19 protein-coding genes are annotated in these 21443 nt (G+C 42.4%); all 19 read right to left on the bottom strand.

All coding sequences use genetic code 11. The features are described 5' to 3' along the window. Positions 1-9: 9 nt before the first annotated feature. Entirely contained in the window at positions 10-681 is a 672-nt protein-coding gene (locus tag QNH43_RS07730) for a YggS family pyridoxal phosphate-dependent enzyme (RefSeq protein ID WP_283917376.1), read from the bottom strand. A 2-nt stretch (positions 682-683) separates the two neighbouring features. Then, positions 684-1511 (bottom strand): peptidoglycan editing factor PgeF, encoded by an 828-nt coding sequence (pgeF, locus tag QNH43_RS07725; RefSeq protein WP_076366651.1) that lies wholly within the window; start codon positions 1509-1511, stop codon positions 684-686. 55 nt (positions 1512-1566) lie between these two features. Continuing rightward, positions 1567-1836 carry a YlmC/YmxH family sporulation protein gene (locus QNH43_RS07720; protein ID WP_283917375.1) on the bottom strand — a complete coding sequence of 90 codons (270 nt, stop codon included), beginning with the start codon at positions 1834-1836 and terminating at the stop codon, positions 1567-1569. A 228-nt stretch (positions 1837-2064) separates the two neighbouring features. Beyond that, positions 2065-2844, bottom strand: a complete 780-nt coding sequence (gene sigG / locus QNH43_RS07715; RefSeq protein WP_034313871.1) for an RNA polymerase sporulation sigma factor SigG — start codon at positions 2842-2844, stop codon at positions 2065-2067. Between the two features lie 150 nt (positions 2845-2994). Then, the gene (gene sigE / locus QNH43_RS07710; protein ID WP_034313874.1) at positions 2995-3714 is read right to left on the bottom strand and encodes an RNA polymerase sporulation sigma factor SigE; all 720 of its coding nucleotides are present in this window, start codon (positions 3712-3714) and stop codon (positions 2995-2997) included. Positions 3715-3772: 58 nt separating this feature from the next. Further along, complete coding sequence (gene spoIIGA, locus QNH43_RS07705) at positions 3773-4699, bottom strand: sigma-E processing peptidase SpoIIGA (RefSeq protein WP_283917374.1); 927 nt, start codon at positions 4697-4699, stop codon at positions 3773-3775. Between the two features lie 502 nt (positions 4700-5201). Then, complete coding sequence (gene ftsZ, locus QNH43_RS07700; RefSeq protein WP_076366658.1) at positions 5202-6359, bottom strand: cell division protein FtsZ; 1158 nt, start codon at positions 6357-6359, stop codon at positions 5202-5204. Between the two features lie 44 nt (positions 6360-6403). Further along, positions 6404-7702, bottom strand: a complete 1299-nt coding sequence (gene ftsA / locus QNH43_RS07695) for a cell division protein FtsA (protein WP_283917373.1) — start codon at positions 7700-7702, stop codon at positions 6404-6406. Positions 7703-7967: 265 nt separating this feature from the next. After that, positions 7968-8333: a small basic family protein gene (locus tag QNH43_RS07690; RefSeq protein ID WP_283917372.1), complete on the bottom strand. Its 366-nt coding sequence runs from the start codon at positions 8331-8333 to the stop codon at positions 7968-7970. Beyond that, on the bottom strand, positions 8333-9043 hold the full coding sequence (locus QNH43_RS07685; RefSeq protein ID WP_283917371.1) for a DUF881 domain-containing protein: 711 nt from the start codon (positions 9041-9043) through the stop codon (positions 8333-8335). Before QNH43_RS07685 ends, QNH43_RS07690 begins: the two co-directional genes overlap by 1 nt. 42 nt (positions 9044-9085) lie before the next feature. Further along, positions 9086-9778: a DUF881 domain-containing protein gene (locus QNH43_RS07680; protein ID WP_081395535.1), complete on the bottom strand. Its 693-nt coding sequence runs from the start codon at positions 9776-9778 to the stop codon at positions 9086-9088. After that, a complete protein-coding gene (locus QNH43_RS07675; protein ID WP_283917370.1) occupies positions 9765-10547 on the bottom strand; it encodes a cell division protein FtsQ/DivIB in 783 nt (260 codons plus the stop codon). The genes QNH43_RS07680 and QNH43_RS07675 overlap by 14 nt, the downstream gene beginning before the upstream one ends. A gap of 131 nt (positions 10548-10678) precedes the next feature. After that, entirely contained in the window at positions 10679-11587 is a 909-nt protein-coding gene (gene murB / locus QNH43_RS07670; RefSeq protein WP_283917369.1) for a UDP-N-acetylmuramate dehydrogenase, read from the bottom strand. A gap of 354 nt (positions 11588-11941) precedes the next feature. Next, on the bottom strand, positions 11942-13048 hold the full coding sequence (gene spoVE, locus QNH43_RS07665) for a stage V sporulation protein E (RefSeq protein ID WP_245406448.1): 1107 nt from the start codon (positions 13046-13048) through the stop codon (positions 11942-11944). A gap of 153 nt (positions 13049-13201) precedes the next feature. Further along, positions 13202-14554: a UDP-N-acetylmuramoyl-L-alanine--D-glutamate ligase gene (gene murD / locus QNH43_RS07660; protein ID WP_283917368.1), complete on the bottom strand. Its 1353-nt coding sequence runs from the start codon at positions 14552-14554 to the stop codon at positions 13202-13204. Continuing rightward, entirely contained in the window at positions 14555-15532 is a 978-nt protein-coding gene (mraY, locus tag QNH43_RS07655; RefSeq protein WP_034313901.1) for a phospho-N-acetylmuramoyl-pentapeptide-transferase, read from the bottom strand. 88 nt (positions 15533-15620) lie between these two features. Continuing rightward, complete coding sequence (locus QNH43_RS07650; RefSeq protein WP_283917367.1) at positions 15621-17093, bottom strand: UDP-N-acetylmuramoyl-L-alanyl-D-glutamate--2,6-diaminopimelate ligase; 1473 nt, start codon at positions 17091-17093, stop codon at positions 15621-15623. 158 nt (positions 17094-17251) lie between these two features. Beyond that, on the bottom strand, positions 17252-19174 hold the full coding sequence (locus QNH43_RS07645; RefSeq protein WP_076366678.1) for a stage V sporulation protein D: 1923 nt from the start codon (positions 19172-19174) through the stop codon (positions 17252-17254). A 112-nt stretch (positions 19175-19286) separates the two neighbouring features. Then, positions 19287-21443: a penicillin-binding protein gene (locus QNH43_RS07640; protein ID WP_283917366.1), complete on the bottom strand. Its 2157-nt coding sequence runs from the start codon at positions 21441-21443 to the stop codon at positions 19287-19289.

The raw sequence follows: 21443 nt of genomic DNA, 5'->3' as shown, positions 1-21443 counted from the left end.
TCCTTAAAATTATTCGCCTACAAGTGCTGTACCAATCCTGATCATTGTAGCGCCTTCCTCAATGGCAATCATGAAATCATTGGACATCCCCATGGACAACTCCGTACAGGGGGCATGCTCCAACCCTAGATTTTGTACTTCAACCTGGATGCCTTTCAGTTTTCGGAAGCATTCCCGCAAAACCTGTTCATCATCGGTAAGTGGAGCCATCGTCATCAATCCTGCAACATTCACCTTATCAAACTTGGATAACCCTTTGATGAAATCCATCGTCTCCTCAGGACCCAGGCCATGTTTTGATTCCTCACCAGAAACATTCACCTGCACTAAACAGTTTATCGGCTCATTTGCACGTTTTTGAATTTCTTCTGCCAAAGAAATGCGATCCAATGAGTGGATATACGAAATTTTATCGATGACATTCTTTACTTTGCGTGTTTGCATGGAACCGATATAATGCCAGTTGGGCTTGTCCTTCAGCACTTCATATTTAGTCAAAAGCCCTTCGTCACGGTTTTCACCCAAATCAAGTATTCCCGCTTCCAATGCTTCATTCGCTCTCTCGACCGAAACATATTTCGTCACTGCGATCAACTTTATCCCTTCACGGTCCCTTCCACTATTCTCACATGCTCTATTTATTTTTTCTTCGATGTTTTTTAAATTGTCCACTACTTTCACTGTTACTCTAAATCCTCCTTCCAACCGATAAAACTCATCAACCTGCCTGTCTTCCCGTTATCACGGCGATGTGAAAAAAACAATTCATGATCACAGCTTGTACAGTATGATGTAACTTCGATCTGACTTTTTGGAATTCCTGATTTTTGAAGAATCAATGCATTAAGTTGCTTAAGGTCTAACTGATATTGTCCTTCACTGATTAAATTATAGGGCTTTTCGTCAATATCTACCAGCAAATTATGCACTAAATCCATGACATAATCATCAACTACATAGCATTTCGAACAAATCGACGGTCCAATAACAGCAAATATCTCACTTGCTTTTATACCCTCACTCCGCCATGCCTCAACCATTTTTCGTGCAATTCCATTAACCGTACCCTTCCAGCCGGCATGTGCCACACCAATCATACCATGTGCCGGAGCAAGAAAGTATAAGGGCACGCAGTCTGCGTAGCAAAGGGTCAATAGAACATCTGGGTCCTTCGTATAGAATCCATCAGTCGCTTTAAAGGCTGAATCATAATCCGTGGCACCTCTTCCGCCATCGCGGCTGGTAACTTTATGGATCTTCGTTTCATGTGTCTGCTCGGCACCTATCCATTCATTAAGCGGAAACATCAGCTTATCAGCTATGATCCTGCGGTTTCCCTGGACATCTTCAAGTTTATCTCCGACATGAAAACCGGTATTCAATGTTTGAAAATCACCTGTACTGACTCCCCCATTTTTTGTGGTGAAGCCCGCTACGAGCTGGAGATTTTTTTGTCTCCAGCTGTCAATGAGCATATATTGGTCTTTTATTAAAACAAATGGCTCTTTCATGCTATAAACCTCTTTATTTTTAGTCTAGTGTATCATATATTTGCGCCACGCACCCTTAAAACCGTTCATCTTTCACTTCTGCTTGAAAAACAGTCTGATGCTCAACAAGTATGACATCCGTACCGATTTTTTTTATTTTACGCCATGGGATCACAATATCCTGTTCCCTGCCAAAAAAACCCATCAATCTAGTTCCATTTGAAACGATGATGGCCTCTATTTTCCCCGTGGCCGTATTTATTTCAAGATCTGACATATTACCTAATTTCTTACCATCCGCTATATTGACGATATCCTTAATTTGAAATTCGGAAATCCTGGTCACATCACTCAGCTCCTCAAAATTTCATCATAGATGAAGGTCCTATTCCTATGTATATGACATAATGCGCTCAAGGATGAAGAATACGATAAATAAACGTCCATTCGATCACGATCCCTTCCGGAAGGGATTTTCAACAAAATAAAAAAGCCGCTATGGATAAGTAGCCGTTAAGCGGGTATTGACATTTTTGCCCTACCCGCTTCAGCTACCTTTTCTCATGCTCAGCTTCTACTGTTGGATATTTTTATTCATTTGTTTGATTGCCGCTTTTTCCAATCGGGAGACCTGTGCTTGTGAAATGCCGATTTCCTCGGCTACCTCCATTTGCGTCTTCCCTTGGAAAAACCGTTTGCGAAGGATCATTTTTTCCCGGTCATTCAACCGTCTCATGCCTTCATTTATAGCTATTTCATCAATCCAGGTACTATCTTTATTTTTTTCATCACTCAGTTGGTCGAGTACATAAATCGGATCCCCGCCATCATTATAAATCGGTTCAAAAAGTGAAACTGGATCTTGAATAGCATCTAGTGCAAAAACAATTTCTTCATGAGGTACTTCCAACACCTTGGCGATTTCTTCAGCTGTCGGCTCACGAAGGGTTTGGCTTATGAGCTTTTCTTTTACCTGCAAAGCTTTATAAGCGATGTCTCTTAAAGAACGGGATACCCGAATCGGATTATTGTCACGAAGATATCTTCTGATTTCTCCAATAATCATCGGAACAGCATACGTTGAAAACTTAACATTTTGACCTAGGTCAAAGTTATCTATCGACTTCATCAACCCTATACAGCCTACCTGAAATAGATCATCTACATACTCTCCCCGATTGTTGAAGCGTTGAATGACGCTTAGAACGAGTCGAAGATTCCCGTTTACCAGTTTCTCTCTTGCTGAAATATCGCCATCTTGCAGTTCTTTAAAGAGTTTTCTCATTTCTTCATTCTTTAAAACCGGTAATTTTGATGTATCCACACCGCAGATTTCAACCTTATTACGAGACAAAATTATTCCCTCCTCACAGGAGCGCTGTACAAAAAACAGTATTTCCGCGGGAGGAAAAAATATGCACATGGCTAGAAGGGAAAATCCCCATTATTTTTCAATATAGCAACAAAAGTATTGATTTGATTGACATTTAAGCACTTTATTTTTTTACACCATTTTATTAAATTCTTTACGAAGCCTCTTAATAATCCTTTTTTCCAAACGTGAAATGTAAGATTGGGAAATCCCCAGCATGTCGGCAACATCCTTTTGGGTTTTTTCTTCTCCGCCTGCAAGCCCAAAACGGAGTTCCATTATCTGTTTTTCACGTTCGGATAACTGTGTAAGTGCTTTTGTCAGCAGCTTACGGTCAACGTTTGCCTCAAGGTCTTTCGTGATAATGTCATCGTCCGTTCCAAGTACATCGGATAACAGAAGTTCATTTCCATCCCAATCAATATTCAGAGGTTCATCAAAAGAAACTTCAGAACGGATTTTGTTATTTCTTCGTAAATACATTAATATTTCATTCTCGATGCATCTCGAAGCATATGTAGCCAGTTTTATTTTCTTCTCAGGATTGAATGTATTCACAGCTTTGATCAAACCTATGGTACCAATGCTGATTAAATCCTCAATATTGATGCCAGTATTTTCGAATTTCCTGGCAATATATACCACCAGCCTTAAATTACGTTCAATCAAGATCGAGCGTGCAGCTTCATCACCATTGGGTAATTTATTGATCAGTATTGCCTCTTCTTCCTTCGAAAGGGGTGGCGGCAGTGCCTCACTCCCTCCTATATAAAATATTTCGTCCGTTTTCAATCCGAGCTTGAACAATAGTTTGTACCAAAAATAAGTGAGCCGAAGAATGAATTTCTTCAAAATAATTCTCCCTTCTAATAAACGGATTATGGGTCAAATTAAAGAGTGAATTGATGGTTCAGGAGGCATTTTGCACCGGTATCCCGGTTAACATTTTCGGGTGAACGATAGATTGATAGCTATTGTCGGGAGAGAGTTGCTGAAAGGTAAACGAAACGAGACCCTGCTTGACATGAAATTCTTTTTCTCCTTGAACGATTTTAATGTAATCCGGTTTGATTGCGGTTAAAAGCTGATGTTCATGACCCACGACTTTATAAGGGATGACACGCATTCTTCCTGTCCATGAATATTCGGGCTGCATTTCGTGACTAATCAGGTTATCAGGGTTTTTAAAGAGCTCTAGCATATCGTCCGGTATTCCTGCTTCCCCTCCTGAAAGAGAGATGATCATTACTGGGGAACGTGTAATCGGATCATATAATTGATTGCCGCTATCCACCAATCCATTAAATTTTCCTTCAAAGTCAGAAATTTTAACCGAGACCGAAACCATTTGTTCATGTGTAAGCTTGGTCATCTCCATCCCTTCAAGTGTTCGCTTGGAAAATTGCCATGCGAGCGGGAACCCGATCATTACGAATATCCAGCTGACAGGGTCGCCAAAACGGTTGATTCCTGCATATTGACCAGGGTCCTTGGACACGATTTGGAATTCAAATAAGTAGTGAAGTCCCAGAAGGATTCCTCCCGATAAAAACGTCACGAAATATAAAGTGGCCACCGATTTCATGAAAAGTTTGAACCTATTAAACCCAAAGGTTGCCAGCACCATGACAAGGGATACTAAAATTTTCATGTACACCCGGTCGGCAATTGCATAAAAAGGAGTGAATGCCAATACGATAATGAAGGAACCAATCAACCCGCCGATGCATACCCGCCAAAGAGCTACCCTTCGTTTGAGAATGATTGCGGTCCAATATAAAAGGAGGCAGTCAAATAACCAATTCAACAACCAGATCACATCTAAATATAAAGTCAAACACCCTCCCCTCCTTTTTTTAACAAACCTTCCACTAGCAAAAAGTATAGCGTACCTGCCCTTAGAAAGTGTGTCACTTTTTGTACTGAAAACTTAAGAGTTTTTCAGTCATTTTTACACTTTTTGTAGAAAAACAGCCATTGATATTTTAAATACTGTCTTAGAGACCATCCTGCTCCCTTTTACTTCTGTCGATTTATGTTATAAAAGTTTAATAATTAATTGCTCTCTCTTCTTTTACATCAATGAATGAAAGTGAACAAATAATGGACTCCCTTCTGACAAGACACTCCATCCAGCACAATTCCGTCTTCTTAGCTCACAGGGCATTCAGACAATCCTGGATCCAATAATGCAGATTTCATTTATCACTTAGAATCGAGTGATAAAGCTCGAGAAACAACCATTATTATAAGGTCAATTGACACCATTTGCTTTTAAGTATTCATTTTATTAACGACAAAAAACCGTCCCCAAATGGGAACGGCATTTCACGTCGGTATTAACGGCGTCTATTACGGTTACGGAGGAAGGTTGGAATATCCAGGGCCTCATCACCTTGATTGGCATTACGTGCAGGCTGTTCATTGACTTCTTCTCTCTTCACTTCACGCTTCACGCTTGGCTGTGGCGTTTGTTGTGTCTGAGGTCTTGATTGCTGCTGTTGTCCGAGTGTTGGACGTCCAGTAGGACGTATTGAAGCTTCAACCTCGTTAAAGCCTGTTGCAATTACCGTAACGACGATTTCATCTTTAAGGTTTTCATTGATGACCGAACCAAAAATCATGTTGACGTCTTGATCGGATGCAGTAGCCACGATATCGGCCGCTTCCTGGACTTCAAAAAGACTTAGGTTCGTGCCACCTGTAATATTCATCAGTACGCCTTGGGCACCATCAATCGATGTTTCAAGCAACGGACTGGAAATGGCTTTTTTCGCCGCTTCCGCCGCACGGTTCTCCCCTGAGGAAATCCCGATTCCCATAAGTGCGGAACCTTTGTTGGACATGATCGTCTTCACATCGGCAAAGTCCAAGTTAATAAGACCTGGAACAGCAATCAAATCTGAAATCCCTTGTACACCTTGGCGAAGTACATTATCGGCTTCACGGAATGCTTCAAGCATCGGCGTGCTTTTATCGACGATTTCAAGGAGGCGGTCGTTCGGAATGACGATCAGTGTGTCAACCGATTCCTTCATGGATGAAATGCCGCCTTGAGCCTGTGTTGCACGTTTTCGGCCTTCGAAAGTAAATGGACGTGTAACTACACCCACTGTAAGAGCCCCTAGATCTTTAGCAATGCCCGCTATGACAGGAGCAGCCCCTGTTCCCGTACCGCCGCCCATTCCAGCCGTTACGAAAACCATATCGGCACCTTTAAGCGCCTCTTCAATCTGCTCTTTGCTTTCTTCAGCAGCTTTTTTTCCTACCTCGGGATTGGCACCTGCTCCCAAACCGCGTGTAAGCTTCCCACCGATTTGCATTTTGATTTCTGCTTTTGATAGATTAAGAGCCTGTGCGTCAGTATTGACAGAAATAAACTCAACACCCTGTACACCATGCTCGATCATTCTGTTTACCGCATTGTTTCCGCCGCCGCCAACACCTATTACTTTTATCGTTGCTAATTGTTCTAGATTAGAATCAAACTCCAACATGACAATCCTCCTATTTTGACGAAATTCCCGATTCTTAATGATTGTTATTCAAAAAAGTAACCCAGGATTTTTTTGAATTTAGATTCACCTTTTTCACCTTGTTTTTTAGCCGTGTTCTCTTTGTTTTTCTGAGAAACCTTCTGGCTGCGCTGGTCGTTATCTTCTTGAGCTGGTCCAGCTGCTACAGGAGTTTTATTAGCGGTGTTTTTTTGCATTCTCTCTTTCTTGCATGCGTGTTTAATCAAACCAACAGCTGTCGTGTATTGGGGTTCCCTGACACCGATGTAATTCGGTTCAGCTGTCCTTACTCGGTTTTGGAACACATATTGAGCTAGCTCAAGGACTCCCGGCATCTTGACGACGCCCCCGGTCAACACGAAACCACCTGGTATATCCTGGAATCCAAGTCTCTTCAAATCATCTTGAATCAACTCGAATATTTCGGTCACCCGCGCCTCAATGATATCCGAAAGCATTAACTGGTTGCAGGTCTGCTGCTGATCGCTGCCGATGATCGGTATTTGGAATACTTCATCTTCAGACGCGTCATCATAAAAGGCATGTCCATGCTTTACTTTTATTTTCTCAGCTTCCTCCATCGTTGTCCTTAGAACGATGGAAAGGTCCTTCGTAAGTGTTTCCCCGCCTATAGGTATCACAGACGTATATTGTAAATAGCCTTGTTCGAAAATTGCCAGAGTCGTGGAACCACCGCCAATATCGACAAGTGCCACACCAAGTTCTTTTTCATCCTTGGATAAAACAAGGGAACCTGCGGCTAACGGCTGAAGGGCGATATCGGTTATTTCCAACCCTGCCCTTTCCACACAGCGCAGTGTGTTATGTAAAATTGTCCGAAGACCTGTGATTAAAATCCCTCTCATTTCCAACCGGACACCTATCATGCCCCTTGGATCACTGATTTCATCAAGTTCATCAACTTTGTAGTGAATCGGCACCACGTCGATGATTTCCCTGTCGGATGGTATCGTTATTAACTCCGCTGCTTCCCTAACACGGAAAACGTCATGCTCGGTAATCTCTTTATTGTCACTGGATACCGCTACTACCCCATGACATGGCTGAAGCGTCACGTGATTTCCGCTTATGCCGACGATTACCTTTTTTATCTCCATCCCTATCATCCGTTCTGCTTGCTCTATAGCCTTTTGAATGGATTGGACGGTTTCATCAATACCGACGATCGAACCCTTTTTGAGCCCTTCTGATTTAACATTTCCTACGCCGATTATATTTAATGTGTCATTGACCATTTCCCCAATGATAACTTTTACACTGGATGTACCGATGTCAAGACTTACGTATATTTCGTTGCTGTTCATTCCATGGCACCTCCTTCAGTTTTATACATGTATTAGTAGAATAACATTTTTTATATCGAAGTCTTATACATTATAGAATAACAGAACTGATTACAACAACTCGTGAATTTCATAGATAAGCGGTTCATTTTGTATTTCCCGAACAAAACTCGTAGATTTCACACTTTATTGTGCTTATTGTTCGCTTCTAAACGAGACTGATCTACTCAATAAACTAGATACTGCCATAAACTATTCGTCATTTATAACTTAATTCCCTTTAAAATTATAGATTTTTTTTCTGCTTTTTCCGGGAAATGGACCATTTTTCAATTAGGATCCTTCTAATCAGGGCGATATTTTGAAAGAGCCTTACACCGAACACAAAGATTGCGGCTAAATATAAGTCTACACCAAGATGTACACCTAGAAAAGCCAAACCTGCGGCTAAAATAATATTAAAGAAGAATCCTGTTACAAATACAACTTCATCATAAAGATTTTGCAAATGAGCCCGTATGCCCCCAAATAAGGTATCAAAAGCAGCAAGCACGGCAATGGAAAGATAATTTGAATATTCATGGGGAATATCAAAATCCACCAAAAAACCAAGGGTGACCCCAATCAACAGTCCAAAAACTGGAAGCCACATTACGATTCCCCCCCATCCATAACGGGTTCCATATGTTCCACATTAATAGCATTTTGGTAGGCCGGCAATGTCAACTCACCGGAAGGCACATTGATCTGCACTTCAAAATTATCTATAAAGAAATCATCCATAAGTTCGGAACCTTCAATGCGTTGCTTCAGTTTCTTTGGATTAACGGTTATTGCCTGTATTTCGACCGGGTAATGAACAAGAGGATACCCGTCCATTTTCGGCTGCCCATTAATATCACGGATAACCGATGTTGATATATACCTTTGTCCTGAAATGGAGATTTCGTCAGCTCCATACCTATACATTTCATTAATGAGCCGAATGATCAAAACAGGTGAAATATACTCGACCCTCTCACCAAGAAGGATATCTGCTTTGATAGGCTGTATAGATACGATGACCCCATTACCTTTAATTTCGGTCAAACCTGCGTCTGTCTTTAATTCGGTCAGGGTGTCACGCAATACTTCTTCTTTACTCTCATTTTTCTTTGTTTCATAGGATGCTATTTTTCCCTCAAGCTTTCTGATACCCTCTATTAAATCCGCCTGGGTCTGCTGTTCTTTCAATAAATCATTTTTCAGCTCCCACATATCCCTTGTATCGGAAACGACAGGCTGATTCACCAAATTGAATTGAATAGCGAGCATGAAGCCAGCAATCAACGTAACCAAACTAAAAGAAAGCTTTTTTTTCATTTCCAGTTTCTCACCAATCTTTCATCGAATACGGCGGTCTGATCACCCTCCAATAATTGGATCAAAAATGATATTCTTTTGCTTTTCCACTGTAAAGATAATATTCTCATTAACCAGTTGTTCCTTGATGCCGCCGGGTAAGTCCAGTGAAGCACCCAGGACATCCGGGTCCCCAATCGCAGATATGATGAAGGGAGCAGGATGCTGATGGCCATCGATGGTAATCACAGGCCCATTACAGATTATGTATGAATCATGATTTAACCTTTGACCGTTAATCGCAACAGCCTCTGCACCTGATATGTATAGTTCATTGACGACTTTGAAGACATGCTGTTCATGGACGAGGTAATTATTAACATTGGCTTCTGAATCCATATCCGTACCATCTTCAAGAGTCACCTGCAGGCCAGAGCCTTTTACTTTCACTTTCCCGAGAAACATACGGTATTTTTCCGTATCCTTTGCCAAATTGAAAAAAAGCTGCTTTTCCTGCGCTAGGTCTTTTTCAATTTTGGATACATTTTCTTGCTTCTGAAGGAGTTCCTTCTGAAGTTCCCGGTTCTGCTTCTCCTGTTCGATCAGCTGCTGCCTGAGCTCATATTCCTGATCCCAGGCTTTGTCCTTCCCTGCACCTTCACGTTTTTTGGTCAGATTGTAAGAGAAGGCAATCATGAATCCGAGCACCACGCAAACCAGGGGCAAAACCACCCGCTTGCCATTAATTTTCCTCATTAGTGTCTTCCTTTTGTTCAGCGTCTTCATATGCCTTAAAATAAGAACCCACTTCCAGATCGATGACTCCCTTTACATTCGGATCCAACTGGCTGACAATTGATGGATAGTGAATCATTTTCTCGTATAAAGTCCGGCTTGTCGCACTTACTTCAAACCCATCGTTCATAAACATGACGATATGGTAGACATCAGTTTTGGTTGGAGCGTAATGTATTTCTGAAATGGCATTCTGAATCTCGACAGGAAGCTTGTCCAGCTCTTCTAAAAGCAACTTTAATGCTTTACCCTCTTTGAAACCAATTAAAACAGGGGCAAATACTGGAATTTCGCCTGTTGCCAACTCCTCTAAAACGGACCCGTTTTCCAAAATGGGTGCAAACTTCCCATTATTGGACAGATATGCCATCCTATTATGTTCCGAAACCGTAATTTTTATCGAATTAGGAAATATCGGTGTCACCTTAACGCTTTTTATTTCTTGATTTTTTTTGATATTGGCTGCAGCTTCCCCTGTATCAACCTTCCAGATGCTTCGATCCTTCTTCACCTTACTCAATTTAATGATCTGTTTGGAAGTAATATAACGATTCCCCTCTACCTGCACGGATTTCACATAGCTTAACGGGGATAAGAAATAAAGCACACAAGCAACCAGAATGAAGAAAAGGGAAAGCAAAAGAACAAGCCGCCTGTTTGCTTTGCTTTTTCTTAATTGTTTTAATTTCGGGATGCGGTCCTCAATGGAAACGATTTTCCCCTTTTCCATCCCCTTCACCTCTTCCTGAAAAAAATGGATGGTTCTTGACAGTGCGAATCAAGACAAACTCTATATTTGGTTATTAGCAAACTTTAAAAGGTAACACATTATATCACAATATTTGGATATAATGAATCCCATTATTTTCTGCCGATAATTTCCACTTCTGTTTCCATTTCAACTTCAAATTTATCATACACAGTATCCTTAACATGCAGTATCAAAGCTTGAACATCCGCTGCACTTCCATTACCAGTGTTAACGATAAAGTTTCCGTGCATCGGTGAAATCTGAGCTCCGCCAATAGAATGTCCCTTCAGGCCTGCATTCTCGACCAATTTACCAGCATGGTGTGGAAGTGGATTCCTGAATATGCTCCCGGCACATGGAAGATTATACGGCTGGGTTTCTTTACGATAATTCTTGTTATTCTGCATTCTTTCAACGATTTCGGTTCTATCACCCTCTGTCAATTGAAAAATTGCTTCGAGTACGATACCTGGTCTTTTCTTCTGAAGCAGGGAAGTTCGATAAGAAAACTCCATTTCTTCTTTTGAAAGCCAAGCTAGGGTTCCATCTTCAAAAAGAACATGTGCCTCTTTGAGAATTTCACTCATATCGGAACCGTGTGCACCAGCGTTCATATAGACTGCTCCGCCGATGGAACCAGGAATCCCACTGGCAAATTCCAATCCTGCATATCCTTTTTTACTGATTTGTACGGACAGGCTGACAAGTGATACCCCAGCTCCTGCTTTTATCTCCGGCCCATTTATCTCGAGATGATCAAGTCCTTTACCCAATTTAAGCACGGCACCTTCAATTCCGCCATCACTGACAAGTAGGTTCGAGCCCCTGCCGATCACCGTCCACGGAATCCCATTTTCTTTGATGACCTTCATTGTTTTTTCTATATTTTCAATGGATGACGGCACGATGAATAAATCAGCCGGCCCCCCAATTTTCATAGTTGTATGATTTGCAAGCGGTTCCTGTTCAAGAACTTTGCCGATTTTCATTTCAGTTAATTGCTTTATCACATTATCCATGATAAACCTCCTTGTTGTTCCAAAAATTCCAAGTTATAATTTTCATTTCCTCTTCCATGAGGTCACTTATATTACAAGATTAATAACGCCTTTTTAGCAGAAAAATGAACAGAAGCAAGCCCCAGTACGGCCTAACCCTCTTATACTATAGTCTAAACAAAGACGTATTGCCAATATTTATTGTGGATTCCTCAACATTCATACATGGTAATATTTAAGCGACATTTCATTTATTTCTAAATTCCGGCATGGCGCCATCCAAAATCGTATTCCTGCAAGGGTTTTCAACGTAAAAAAGGAAGCCCTGCATTTAACAGAACTTCCCTTTTGCCAAACCATATATTTCACTTATTTTCAGAACCTTGAATAACGGCTAATATTCAGGAGCACCCCAATCGCCATCAACATGAGCGTCAGTGATGAACCGCCATAACTTAAGAGGGGCAAGGTGATACCCGTAACTGGCATTAAACCCGTTACCACACCTATATTGATCATCACTTGAATGGCGACCATTGCAATGATTCCCACCGCTACAAGGCTCCCATATAAATCAGGGGCACCAAGTGCGATCCGAATGCCCCGCCAAAGCATGAGCGCAAATAATAAAATGACCAGGGAACCCCCGATGAACCCAAGTTCCTCGGAAAGTATGGCAAAGATGAAATCAGTCTGCGGTTCTGGTAAATAGAAAAACTTTTGGCGGCTTTGCCCGAGTCCCAATCCGAACAATCCCCCGGGTCCGATTGCATAAAACGATTGAATCATTTGAAATCCACTGCCCAAAGGGTCTTCCCAAGGATCCAGAAAAGACGTGATCCTTTTTATCCGGTAGGGCGCTGACAAAATCAGACCGATAAAACCCGCTACCCCGATTAGCCCCAAGCCTACAAAATGACTGATTTTTGCCCCGGATATAAAAATCATAACGATGCACGTTCCAACCATCACCGTTCCCGTTCCAAGGTCCGGCTGTAACATGATCAATCCAAATGCCAAAAACACTAAACCCAAGGATGGAAGCATCCCTTTTTTAAAGGAGGTGATCAGCTTTTGCCGTTCTGATAAAAACTTAGCTAAAAAAGCGATCATCGCCAACTTCATGAACTCAGAGGGTTGCACCGAAAAGGCACCTACACCAATCCAGCTCCTCGAACCATTTCTCGCCATCCCTATACCTGGTACAAGCACAGCCAGTAACATAATGAAACAAATGATGATAAGGATTTTGGCCCATGTCCGCCATGTCCAGTAATCCACATTCATGATGAAAAACATGGCTATGACACCAACGCAGGCAAACAGCAACTGCCTTTTAGCAAAATAAAACGAATCATCAAATTTATATGTTGCCCAAATGGCACTCGCGCTGTAAACCATGATTAATCCGACAGTCAAAAGACTTAAGGTGACGATAATGAGAATGAGATCGGGATTCGATTTTTTTAATGGCACGGACATCCACCTCTAGGAAGTTTTTCGAGCCTGCGAATATAAACATCAGTGCTGATTGCTTGTCAGCACTTTAGTCAAAAAAAAAGCGATAACGGCTCATTATCGCTTTTTTCCATGGTGTCAACGTAGAAGCATGTTCACTTCTCTCTGCGAAAGCTCTTACTTAAGTTTATGCACGGCCTCCATAAACATGTCTCCTCTTTGCTCAAAAGTTTTATATTGATCCCAGCTTGCACAAGCCGGGGAGAGAAGAATGCAGTCGCCTTCATCTGATAATTCAAATGCAGTCGGCACGGCCTTTTCTACATTATCGACACGTTTTATATTCGCTATTCCTAATTCTTTGGCTACCCGTTCAATTTTTTCTGCCGTTTCACCAAAAGTTATCACGGCTTTGACATTTTTCATCGCCGGTTTCAACTCATCAAATTCATTTCCGCGATCCAAACCGCCCGCCAATAAGATGACAGGTTCCGTAAAGGAAGTTAGCGCTTTGGATGCTGCAAGAATGTTCGTCGCTTTCGAATCATTATAAAATTTACGGTTATCGATCGTTGCCACAAACTGGAGACGGTGCTCAACACCATAAAAAGTTTTGAGAACAGTCTGAATGGCTTCATTAGCTACACCCTTCAGTTTGGCCGCTGAGATGGCCGCGAGCACATTTTCCAAATTATGCTTCCCAGGAAGGGCTATCTCTGAAACTGCAATGATTTTTTCTCCTCGGAAACTGACGGCACCATCTTCCACATAGGCTCCATTCTCATGTTTCACTTCAGCTGAAAAAGGAACAAGTTCAGCCTTGGTCTTTTTCGCCATGGACAAAACAAGATCTTGATCTGCATTATAGATCATGAAATCTGAGGCTATTTGATTTTTCGTAATGGCTGCCTTCGCTTCGACATATTCCTGTTTGGAACTGTGATAATCCAAATGTGCATCATACAAATTCGTCACGATTGAGATTTCAGGTCGAAATTCGTCTATTCCCATTAGCTGAAATGATGATAATTCAATGACGATCGAGTCATCGGGTTTTGCATTTTCAGCAACTCCAGAGGCCACTGTCCCGATATTACCGGCAATCAGCGGGGATTTTTCACCGGCCTTCAACATTTCGTATATCAATGTTGTCGTGGTCGTTTTCCCATTTGTACCAGTGATCCCTATGAAAGGTGCTTCACTTATCTGATAGGCCAGTTCAACTTCCGTGATAACAGGGATCCCTTTTTCCAATGCCCCTTTTACGATTGGATTCCGATAGGGGATTCCCGGGTTTTTCACGATCAGCTCGAAACCCTCATCAAGAAGCTCGATCGGATGACTGCCGCAGATGACTTTGATTCCCTGTTCAAGAAGTCCTTGAGCCTCAGGATTTTCCGATAATGGCTTCATGTCATTAACCGTCACGAAAGCACCTAATTTATGTAGAAGCGAAGCTGCGATCACTCCGCTTTTTGCCAAACCCAATACTAATATCTTTTTCTCTGAATACTTTGCAGTCTCTTTCAATTATATCCACACCTCTAAATAGATTCCGAGTACCGCACACAGCAGCCCCACTGTCCAGAAAGTCACGACGACGCGCCATTCCGACCAGCCGGAAAGCTCATAATGGTGGTGAAGCGGACTCATTTTAAAAATACGTTTACCAGTCGTTTTAAAAGATCCTACCTGCAGGATGACCGAGAGCGTCTCAATCACGAAGACTCCGCCGATGATCACCAGGAGGATTTCAAGCTTCGTTAACAAGGCGATGGTTGCGATCGCTCCCCCAAGGGCCAAGGAACCCGTATCCCCCATGAAAACCTTTGCCGGATGTGCATTGAATACCAAAAACCCGAGTACCGCACCGACAACCGCCACAGAAAAAATAGCGACATCATATTGTGACTGACTCCAGGCCAAAATGGCAAAAGCACCAAAAGCAATGGCTGATGTTCCTGAGACAAGTCCATCAAGCCCATCCGTCAAATTGACGGCATTCGAAAAACCTACGAGCCAGAAAATAACGATAAACAGATAAAACCAGCCAAAATCAAAAGCAAAATCAGTACCTGGAATCGTCAATTCAGGATTAAAACGGTCTGTCTGCTTAAAGACGAAGTAAAAGATGACAGAAATCACAATTTGTCCAAGCAGTTTTTGCTTGGAAGTCAATCCTAGGTTTCGCTTCATGACCACTTTGATGAAATCATCCAGGAAACCTAATAAACCAAAACCTAAGGTAACGAATAATAATAAATACGTTTCGGTTGAAGGTGCCGAAAATTTCAAAGTCATGACTAGTGTAGCGATGGTGACGGATAATAATATGACCAAACCGCCCATGGTGGGTGTTCCCGTTTTCTTCAGATGCGATTGTGGGCCTTCTTCCCTAATACTTTGCCCGAATTTCAATCTTCTTAAAAACGGGATGAAAATCGGCGAAAGAAGAACGGTTACTAAAAACGCCACCAAAATCGTATAAAAAATCACTTGTTCCAACATTCCTTACTCCCTCATTCCTAACACAATTCAAATATAAAATCTGCTTGATGTCTTTTCTTAATTGTTCCATGGCAATTTCAGCTTTGGTTCAAACTGAACCCAAACGACTTTGAATCGCCTTTTCCGCTTCTTCACGGTCATCGAAGTGAAGCACTTCGTCACCGACCAATTGATAGGTTTCATGACCTTTTCCGGCTATTAATATAACGTCGCCCTCTTCCGCCTTGGAAACAGCGTAAACTATCGCCTGCCTGCGGTCTTCAATAACCGTATATTCCTTGCCCACTACACCAGCTTCCATATCCCGGAGGATCTGGGCAGCATCTTCACTGCGCGGATTATCCGAAGTGAAGATCGGGTCAGTCGCCAAGCTGCATGCAATTTCGGCCATGATGGGACGCTTTGTCTTGTCTCGGTCCCCGCCGCAGCCCACTATCACGAAAATTTTCTTTCTGGCAAACTCACCAACAGTCTTTAGAACATTTTCTAAACTGTCCGGAGTATGGGCATAGTCAACAATGACAGGGAAGTCCTGATTCGCTGTAATGAGCTCAAAACGGCCTGCGACACCTTTTATATCCTCGATGGATCTTATTGTCTCATCTAGATCGTTACCGGCGCACAAAGCAGCAGAGATGGCAGAGAGAACATTATAAACACTGAATTTACCAATTAGCTTCAGCTGAATGTAACGCTCTTCTTTACCTGTTGTCAAGGTGAACGATGTGCCATTTGCATCAATTTGTATATCCTTGGCCCTGATATCTGCTTCTTTGTCTATGCCGTATGTCACGACTGTAGCAGCAGTCGCTTTAATGAAATCAGCTGTTGCCTCATCATCAGCATTAAGTACAGCATATTTTGGACGATTTTCTATGTAAGCATTGCCGAGCTGTGAGAAAAACAAGGATTTTGCTTGCCTGTATCTGTCCATGGTTTTATGAAAATCCAAATGATCTTGTGTGAGATTCGTAAAGACGGCAATATCATAATCACAGCCATGGACGCGTCCAAGCTCAAGTGCATGCGATGAAACTTCCATAATGGCAGTGGTAACGGATGCTTCGACCATTTCATGAAATGCCTTCTGCAGCGTAACGCTATCTGGCGTCGTATTCTTAGTTTCATACACCGTATCGGCAATTTTTGTATACATCGTGCCAATCAAGCCTGTTTTTTCTTGTCGATCCTCGAAAATCTTTTCCAATAAGTGACTGGTCGTCGTCTTTCCATTCGTACCTGTAATTCCGATCAAGCGCATCTTTTGAGTCGGATGGCCATAGAATGCATCGGCAAGCACCGCCATCGCCCTGCTCGAATCCCTGACTACGATCACGGGAACATCGAGGTCAAGCGGCCTTTCGGCAATGACTGCTGCAGCTCCATGTTCTACAGCAAGTTGGGCAAAATCATGACCATCGACTGTATAACCTTTTATACAAACAAATAAACTTCCGTCTATGACTTTACGGTTATCATTTTCAATGGAGGTGATTTCAGGATTTTCTCCTTCATACGTAAATAAGGAGTGTAAATAAGATAGTAATTTGTGAAGCTTCATTTTTCCATCCCTCTCAACTTAATTTGAGGATTCATTATATGTGATTAGCCTTGGCTTGTCGAGAAACCAATTTCAATTATACGGGGTTATCCCGACTCCGTAAACAAAGCGGCTGATGATTCTTCAGCCGCTTTAACTATTCATATATTATATTATACTTATTCTGTATTTTCGCCAAGATAAATTCTTATGGTGGAGCCTTGTTTTAATTTAACACCTGGATCCGGGGCTTGATTTATGACTTTATCCCCATTGCCGGCAATATCCACCTTAAGGTCGATGAGCTGGGTTTGCAACTCTTTTTTGCTGAGACCAACAACGTCAGGTACCTCGACCATGACTGGATCAGTCCAGACCGTTTCCTTCTCGATCTGGTTTTTCCTTGGCTTGACGCCCATGGCCCTAAGCGAATCCTCCATGATATTCCCAACGATCGGTGCGGCAACGACCCCGCCGAACTGTACCGTTCCTTTAGGGTTATCCACAGCTATATAAACGACGATTTGCGGATCATCCGCTGGAGCGACCCCAATGAATGAGAGAATATAATTATTTTCAAGGTATCTGCCATTTTCAGCTTTTTGGGCTGTACCCGTTTTACCGCCGACTCGGTACGACTCCACGAATGCTCCTTTACCGCTACCTTGTGCGACAACGGATTCAAGTGCTTCACGGACTTTCTTCGAGGTTGCTTCCGAAATCACTTTTTTCTTCGCCTGCGGGGTCTTTCGCATCAGCACTTCACCATTTTTTGGATTCACAAGTTCCTTCGCGATATAAGGTGTATACAAAGTTCCGCCATTCACAGCCGCCGATACCGCTGTCACCTGCTGAATGGGAGTTACGGCTACACCTTGTCCAAACGCTGTCGTTGCCTGCTCAACCGGACCCACTTGATCCATGTTGAACATGATTCCTTTTCCTTCGCCAGTTAAATCAATCCCCGTCTTTTGCCCAAACCCGAAATCATTTATATATTTAAACAGCTTGTCTTTACCAAGCCGGTTCCCTAATTCTACAAAACCAGGGTTACATGAGTTCTCTACAACTTCAAGGAAAGTTTGGTCCCCATGTCCTCCTCTTTTCCAGCAATGCAGTGTAGACCCTGACACTTCCACATGTCCGGAATCATAAAAATGTTCCTTTTGTAAGTCGACCTTCCCTTCCTCAAGTGCCGCAGCAAGCGTGATGATTTTAAAAGTCGAACCTGGTTCATATACACTCCAAACTGGTAAATTACGATTATACACTTCTGAAGGTACATTTTGAAAATTAGCCGGGTCGAAGGTTGGCCTGCTTGACATTGCCAATATTTCCCCTGTATTCGGGTCCATCGCAATGGCAATTATACCATCGGGATCATATGTCGCCTCCGCATTATCGAGCTCCCTCTCCACAATTGTCTGGATTTTGCTATCGATGGTTAGCTTCAAGTTATCACCATCAACAGGGGGCTTATAGTCATCGGCCATATTTTCAAGTCTTTTCCCTTTAGCATCGGAGTAAAATTTAACGAATCCTTTTTCCCCGCTTAGTTCCTTATCATATGACAATTCAATACCCATCAACCCTTGATTGTCAGAGCCTGTAAAGCCAAGAACATGCGAAAGGTATTCACCAAATGGGTAATGGCGCTTAGAATCTTCAGCGATATAAACGCCCTTTATCCCTAATGCTTTAATTTCCTTCGCTTTTTCATGAGATATCTTTCTGCCTTCCGGAATTCTGACGCTCATCGCCTGTTTCGTTAACCATTGATAAGCCTTTTCCTTTGTCATATCCAATATTGAAGCAAGCTGTTCCGCCGTCTCCCCAGGATTCTCAATCTGTCTTGGGATGACATAGACTGTTGGCGCAGATATATTCGTTGCCAGCTCAACACCATTCCGATCCAGAATTTCTCCTCGTTTGGCTTCAAAAGGAATATTCCTGCTCCAGGAATCTTTAGCCAGCCCCGTCAACTTATCCCCTAGATAAAACTGTACAATTCCCAATCGGATATCAATGATAAAAAATACAACGATACCGATCGCCAATGCGATTGCCAGCCGTTTTCGGACAGTAACATTCGAAACACGCAAAAACAGGCACCTCCATTTCATACATGCTTCAATATATGCTTGTCTACTCGATGCTAGACTACAAACTTTGAAAGAAATAAAGAGGGGATCCATTTGGATCCCCTCTTTATCTTCACTCTGTTTTCCCTTTTGTCGGAATATCTTCAGCAGCCCCTTCAGGCTGGGATAATTCAATATTGAATGTCTCTCCTTCCTTTACTTTTTTCCCGGCCTCAAGACTTTGTTTACTCACATATCCAGTACCTTCAGTTTTTAGATCCAGTTTTGCAACCTTAGCCAATTTCATAACATCGCGCAGGGACCATCCCTTCATGTCAGGAACTTTCATTTCGCCTTCCGTCCTCAGGATTATCTTTTCACCCTGTAAGAGTATGCTCCCCGCTTTTGGGGATTGATCGAGCACCTTACGCCCACTTCCGATCGTACTTACATCATAGCCAAGTTCCTTCAGTTCTTTGACAGCTGAACTCTCGGTTTGATTTGCATAGTCAACGATTTTATTTGCCTTTTGTTTTTTAACTTCAGAAGGCTTTATGTTTAAATATTGCAGGCTATTTTGCATGACAGGATTAAATATCTCTGACAATGGATCAGCCCCAACATAAGATACACCTAACTTCGGCTGCTTGACCGCCACATACATGACCAACTGCGGATCATCCTTTGGAGCCATGCCTAAAAAGGAGAATACATAGTTATTTTTTCCTTCTAAATACCTACCTGTCGGACCAGGGATTTGTGCAGTACCGGTTTTCCCCGCTACTTCATATCCATCAATGGCATATTTTTTCCCTGTTCCTTTTTTCGCGGAAATTACCGTTTCCAAATAATCACGTACTTGTTTTGCAGTTTCTGCCGAAATCGGTTGCCCTGCCACTTTCGGCTTTGTCGTTTTCAAAGTTTTTCCGGTATCTTGATCCGAAATGCTTTTTATCACGTACGGCCGCATCATTTTTCCGTCATTGGCTATTGCGGAGGCGGCTTGGATTTGTTGAATCGGTGTAACGGTCGAACCCTGTCCAAAGGAAGTAGTAACTTTTTCAAGCTTATACTTGTATTGAATTTTTCCTGTTATCTCGTTCGGCAGGTCAATTCCCGTTTTTTTATCAAATCCGAACTTAGTCAAATACTCACGGAAAGTATCCTCGCCTATCTTATCCATTGCAAGAGTGGCAAAAGCGACGTTGGAGGAACGTTGAACCCCTTCAAGAAAGGTCATGCTCTTCCCTCTTTCGATCCCGCTATGATCTCCGATTTTCCCCGATCCGGCTTTGTAGGTTCCAGCGACAAAGCTTTCATTCGGATTAAAGACCCCTTCCTCAACAGCCGCGGCAAGGGTGAATGTTTTCATGGTTGATCCCGGTTCGAAGCTTTCTTCAATAGCCAGGTTACGCCAAGTATCCGTAAGACCGACTTTCGTTGTCGGATGGAAGGTAGGCCTTTGCCCCATCGCCACAATCTCCCCCGTTTTCGGATTGGAGACAATCGCTATGATTTGTTCAGGATCGTATTTTTCCTGCACTTTGCTCATCGAATCTTCCAGAAACGTTTGTATTTTCTTGTCGATGGTTAGCATGACATCATTGCCATTATCCGGGGCAACCACCTTTTCCTCTGTATCCGGTAAAAGAAAGCCCCATGAGTCACTGTCATATGTCAGCTCCCCGTTCGTTTCCTGTAATTCTTTATTGAGGTACTTTTCAATGCCGAACTTACCAGCCATTTCTCCCGTTTCTTCATCCTTTTCTACATAGCCAATCAGGTGGGAGGCGAAAATTCCATTAGGATAAAAACGTTTATTCGTACTTCCGAATGTAATTCCCGGCAGTTCCATTTTTTCTATTTTCTGCTTGACGACCTGAGTCAAATCCTTGCCGGCACTGCCGAACTCCACCTGGTATGCCTTTTTTTTCGTAAGTCTTTCATAGATGTCCTGTTCATCCATGTCGATATATTTAGCAAGCTTATTCGCGGTCATCTCCGGATCCTTGACATGCTCCGGCTCCTTTTCACTGAGTACAGCCCTTAAGATATAGGAGGGAGTATCCTCGGCGATGACTTCCCCCTTTGTATCGAGTATGCTTCCCCTTTTGGCTTCTAGGACCTGTTTTTTTTCATATTTCTTGTCGATTTTCGAAGCCAGTACCTCTCCGCCTGCTGTACCTGTCACCTGAATATACAAAAAGCGGCAGACTAATACAAAAAAGAGCAGGCCGAATAAGAAGAATAATCCGGCTGCCCCATGCTTCATATTTTTTTGTTTCTGCAT

The sequence above is a fragment of the Peribacillus simplex genome (assembly GCF_030123325.1).
In the GTDB taxonomy this organism is placed as follows: Bacteria; Bacillota; Bacilli; order Bacillales; family DSM-1321; genus Peribacillus; species Peribacillus simplex_D.
This window is presented reverse-complemented; position numbering and strand designations above follow the sequence as displayed.

Excerpts from the sequence above, each read along its gene's own strand:
- pgeF (WP_076366651.1), bottom strand. The coding sequence starts at position 1,511 with ATGAAAGAGCCATTTGTTTTAATAAAAGACCAATATATGCTCATTGAC.
- QNH43_RS07640 (WP_283917366.1), bottom strand. The coding sequence starts at position 21,443 with ATGCAGAAACAAAAAAATATGAAGCATGGGGCAGCCGGATTATTCTTC.
- ftsZ (WP_076366658.1), bottom strand. The coding sequence starts at position 6,359 with ATGTTGGAGTTTGATTCTAATCTAGAACAATTAGCAACGATAAAAGTA.
- spoVE (WP_245406448.1), bottom strand. The coding sequence starts at position 13,048 with ATGTCCGTGCCATTAAAAAAATCGAATCCCGATCTCATTCTCATTATC.
- ftsA (WP_283917373.1), bottom strand. The coding sequence starts at position 7,702 with ATGAACAGCAACGAAATATACGTAAGTCTTGACATCGGTACATCCAGT.
- QNH43_RS07690 (WP_283917372.1), bottom strand. The coding sequence starts at position 8,333 with ATGTGGCTTCCAGTTTTTGGACTGTTGATTGGGGTCACCCTTGGTTTT.
- QNH43_RS07650 (WP_283917367.1), bottom strand. The coding sequence starts at position 17,093 with ATGAAGCTTCACAAATTACTATCTTATTTACACTCCTTATTTACGTAT.
- QNH43_RS07675 (WP_283917370.1), bottom strand. The coding sequence starts at position 10,547 with ATGGAAAAGGGGAAAATCGTTTCCATTGAGGACCGCATCCCGAAATTA.
- murB (WP_283917369.1), bottom strand. The coding sequence starts at position 11,587 with ATGGATAATGTGATAAAGCAATTAACTGAAATGAAAATCGGCAAAGTT.
- QNH43_RS07680 (WP_081395535.1), bottom strand. The coding sequence starts at position 9,778 with ATGAGGAAAATTAATGGCAAGCGGGTGGTTTTGCCCCTGGTTTGCGTG.
- QNH43_RS07685 (WP_283917371.1), bottom strand. The coding sequence starts at position 9,043 with ATGAAAAAAAAGCTTTCTTTTAGTTTGGTTACGTTGATTGCTGGCTTC.
- mraY (WP_034313901.1), bottom strand. The coding sequence starts at position 15,532 with ATGTTGGAACAAGTGATTTTTTATACGATTTTGGTGGCGTTTTTAGTA.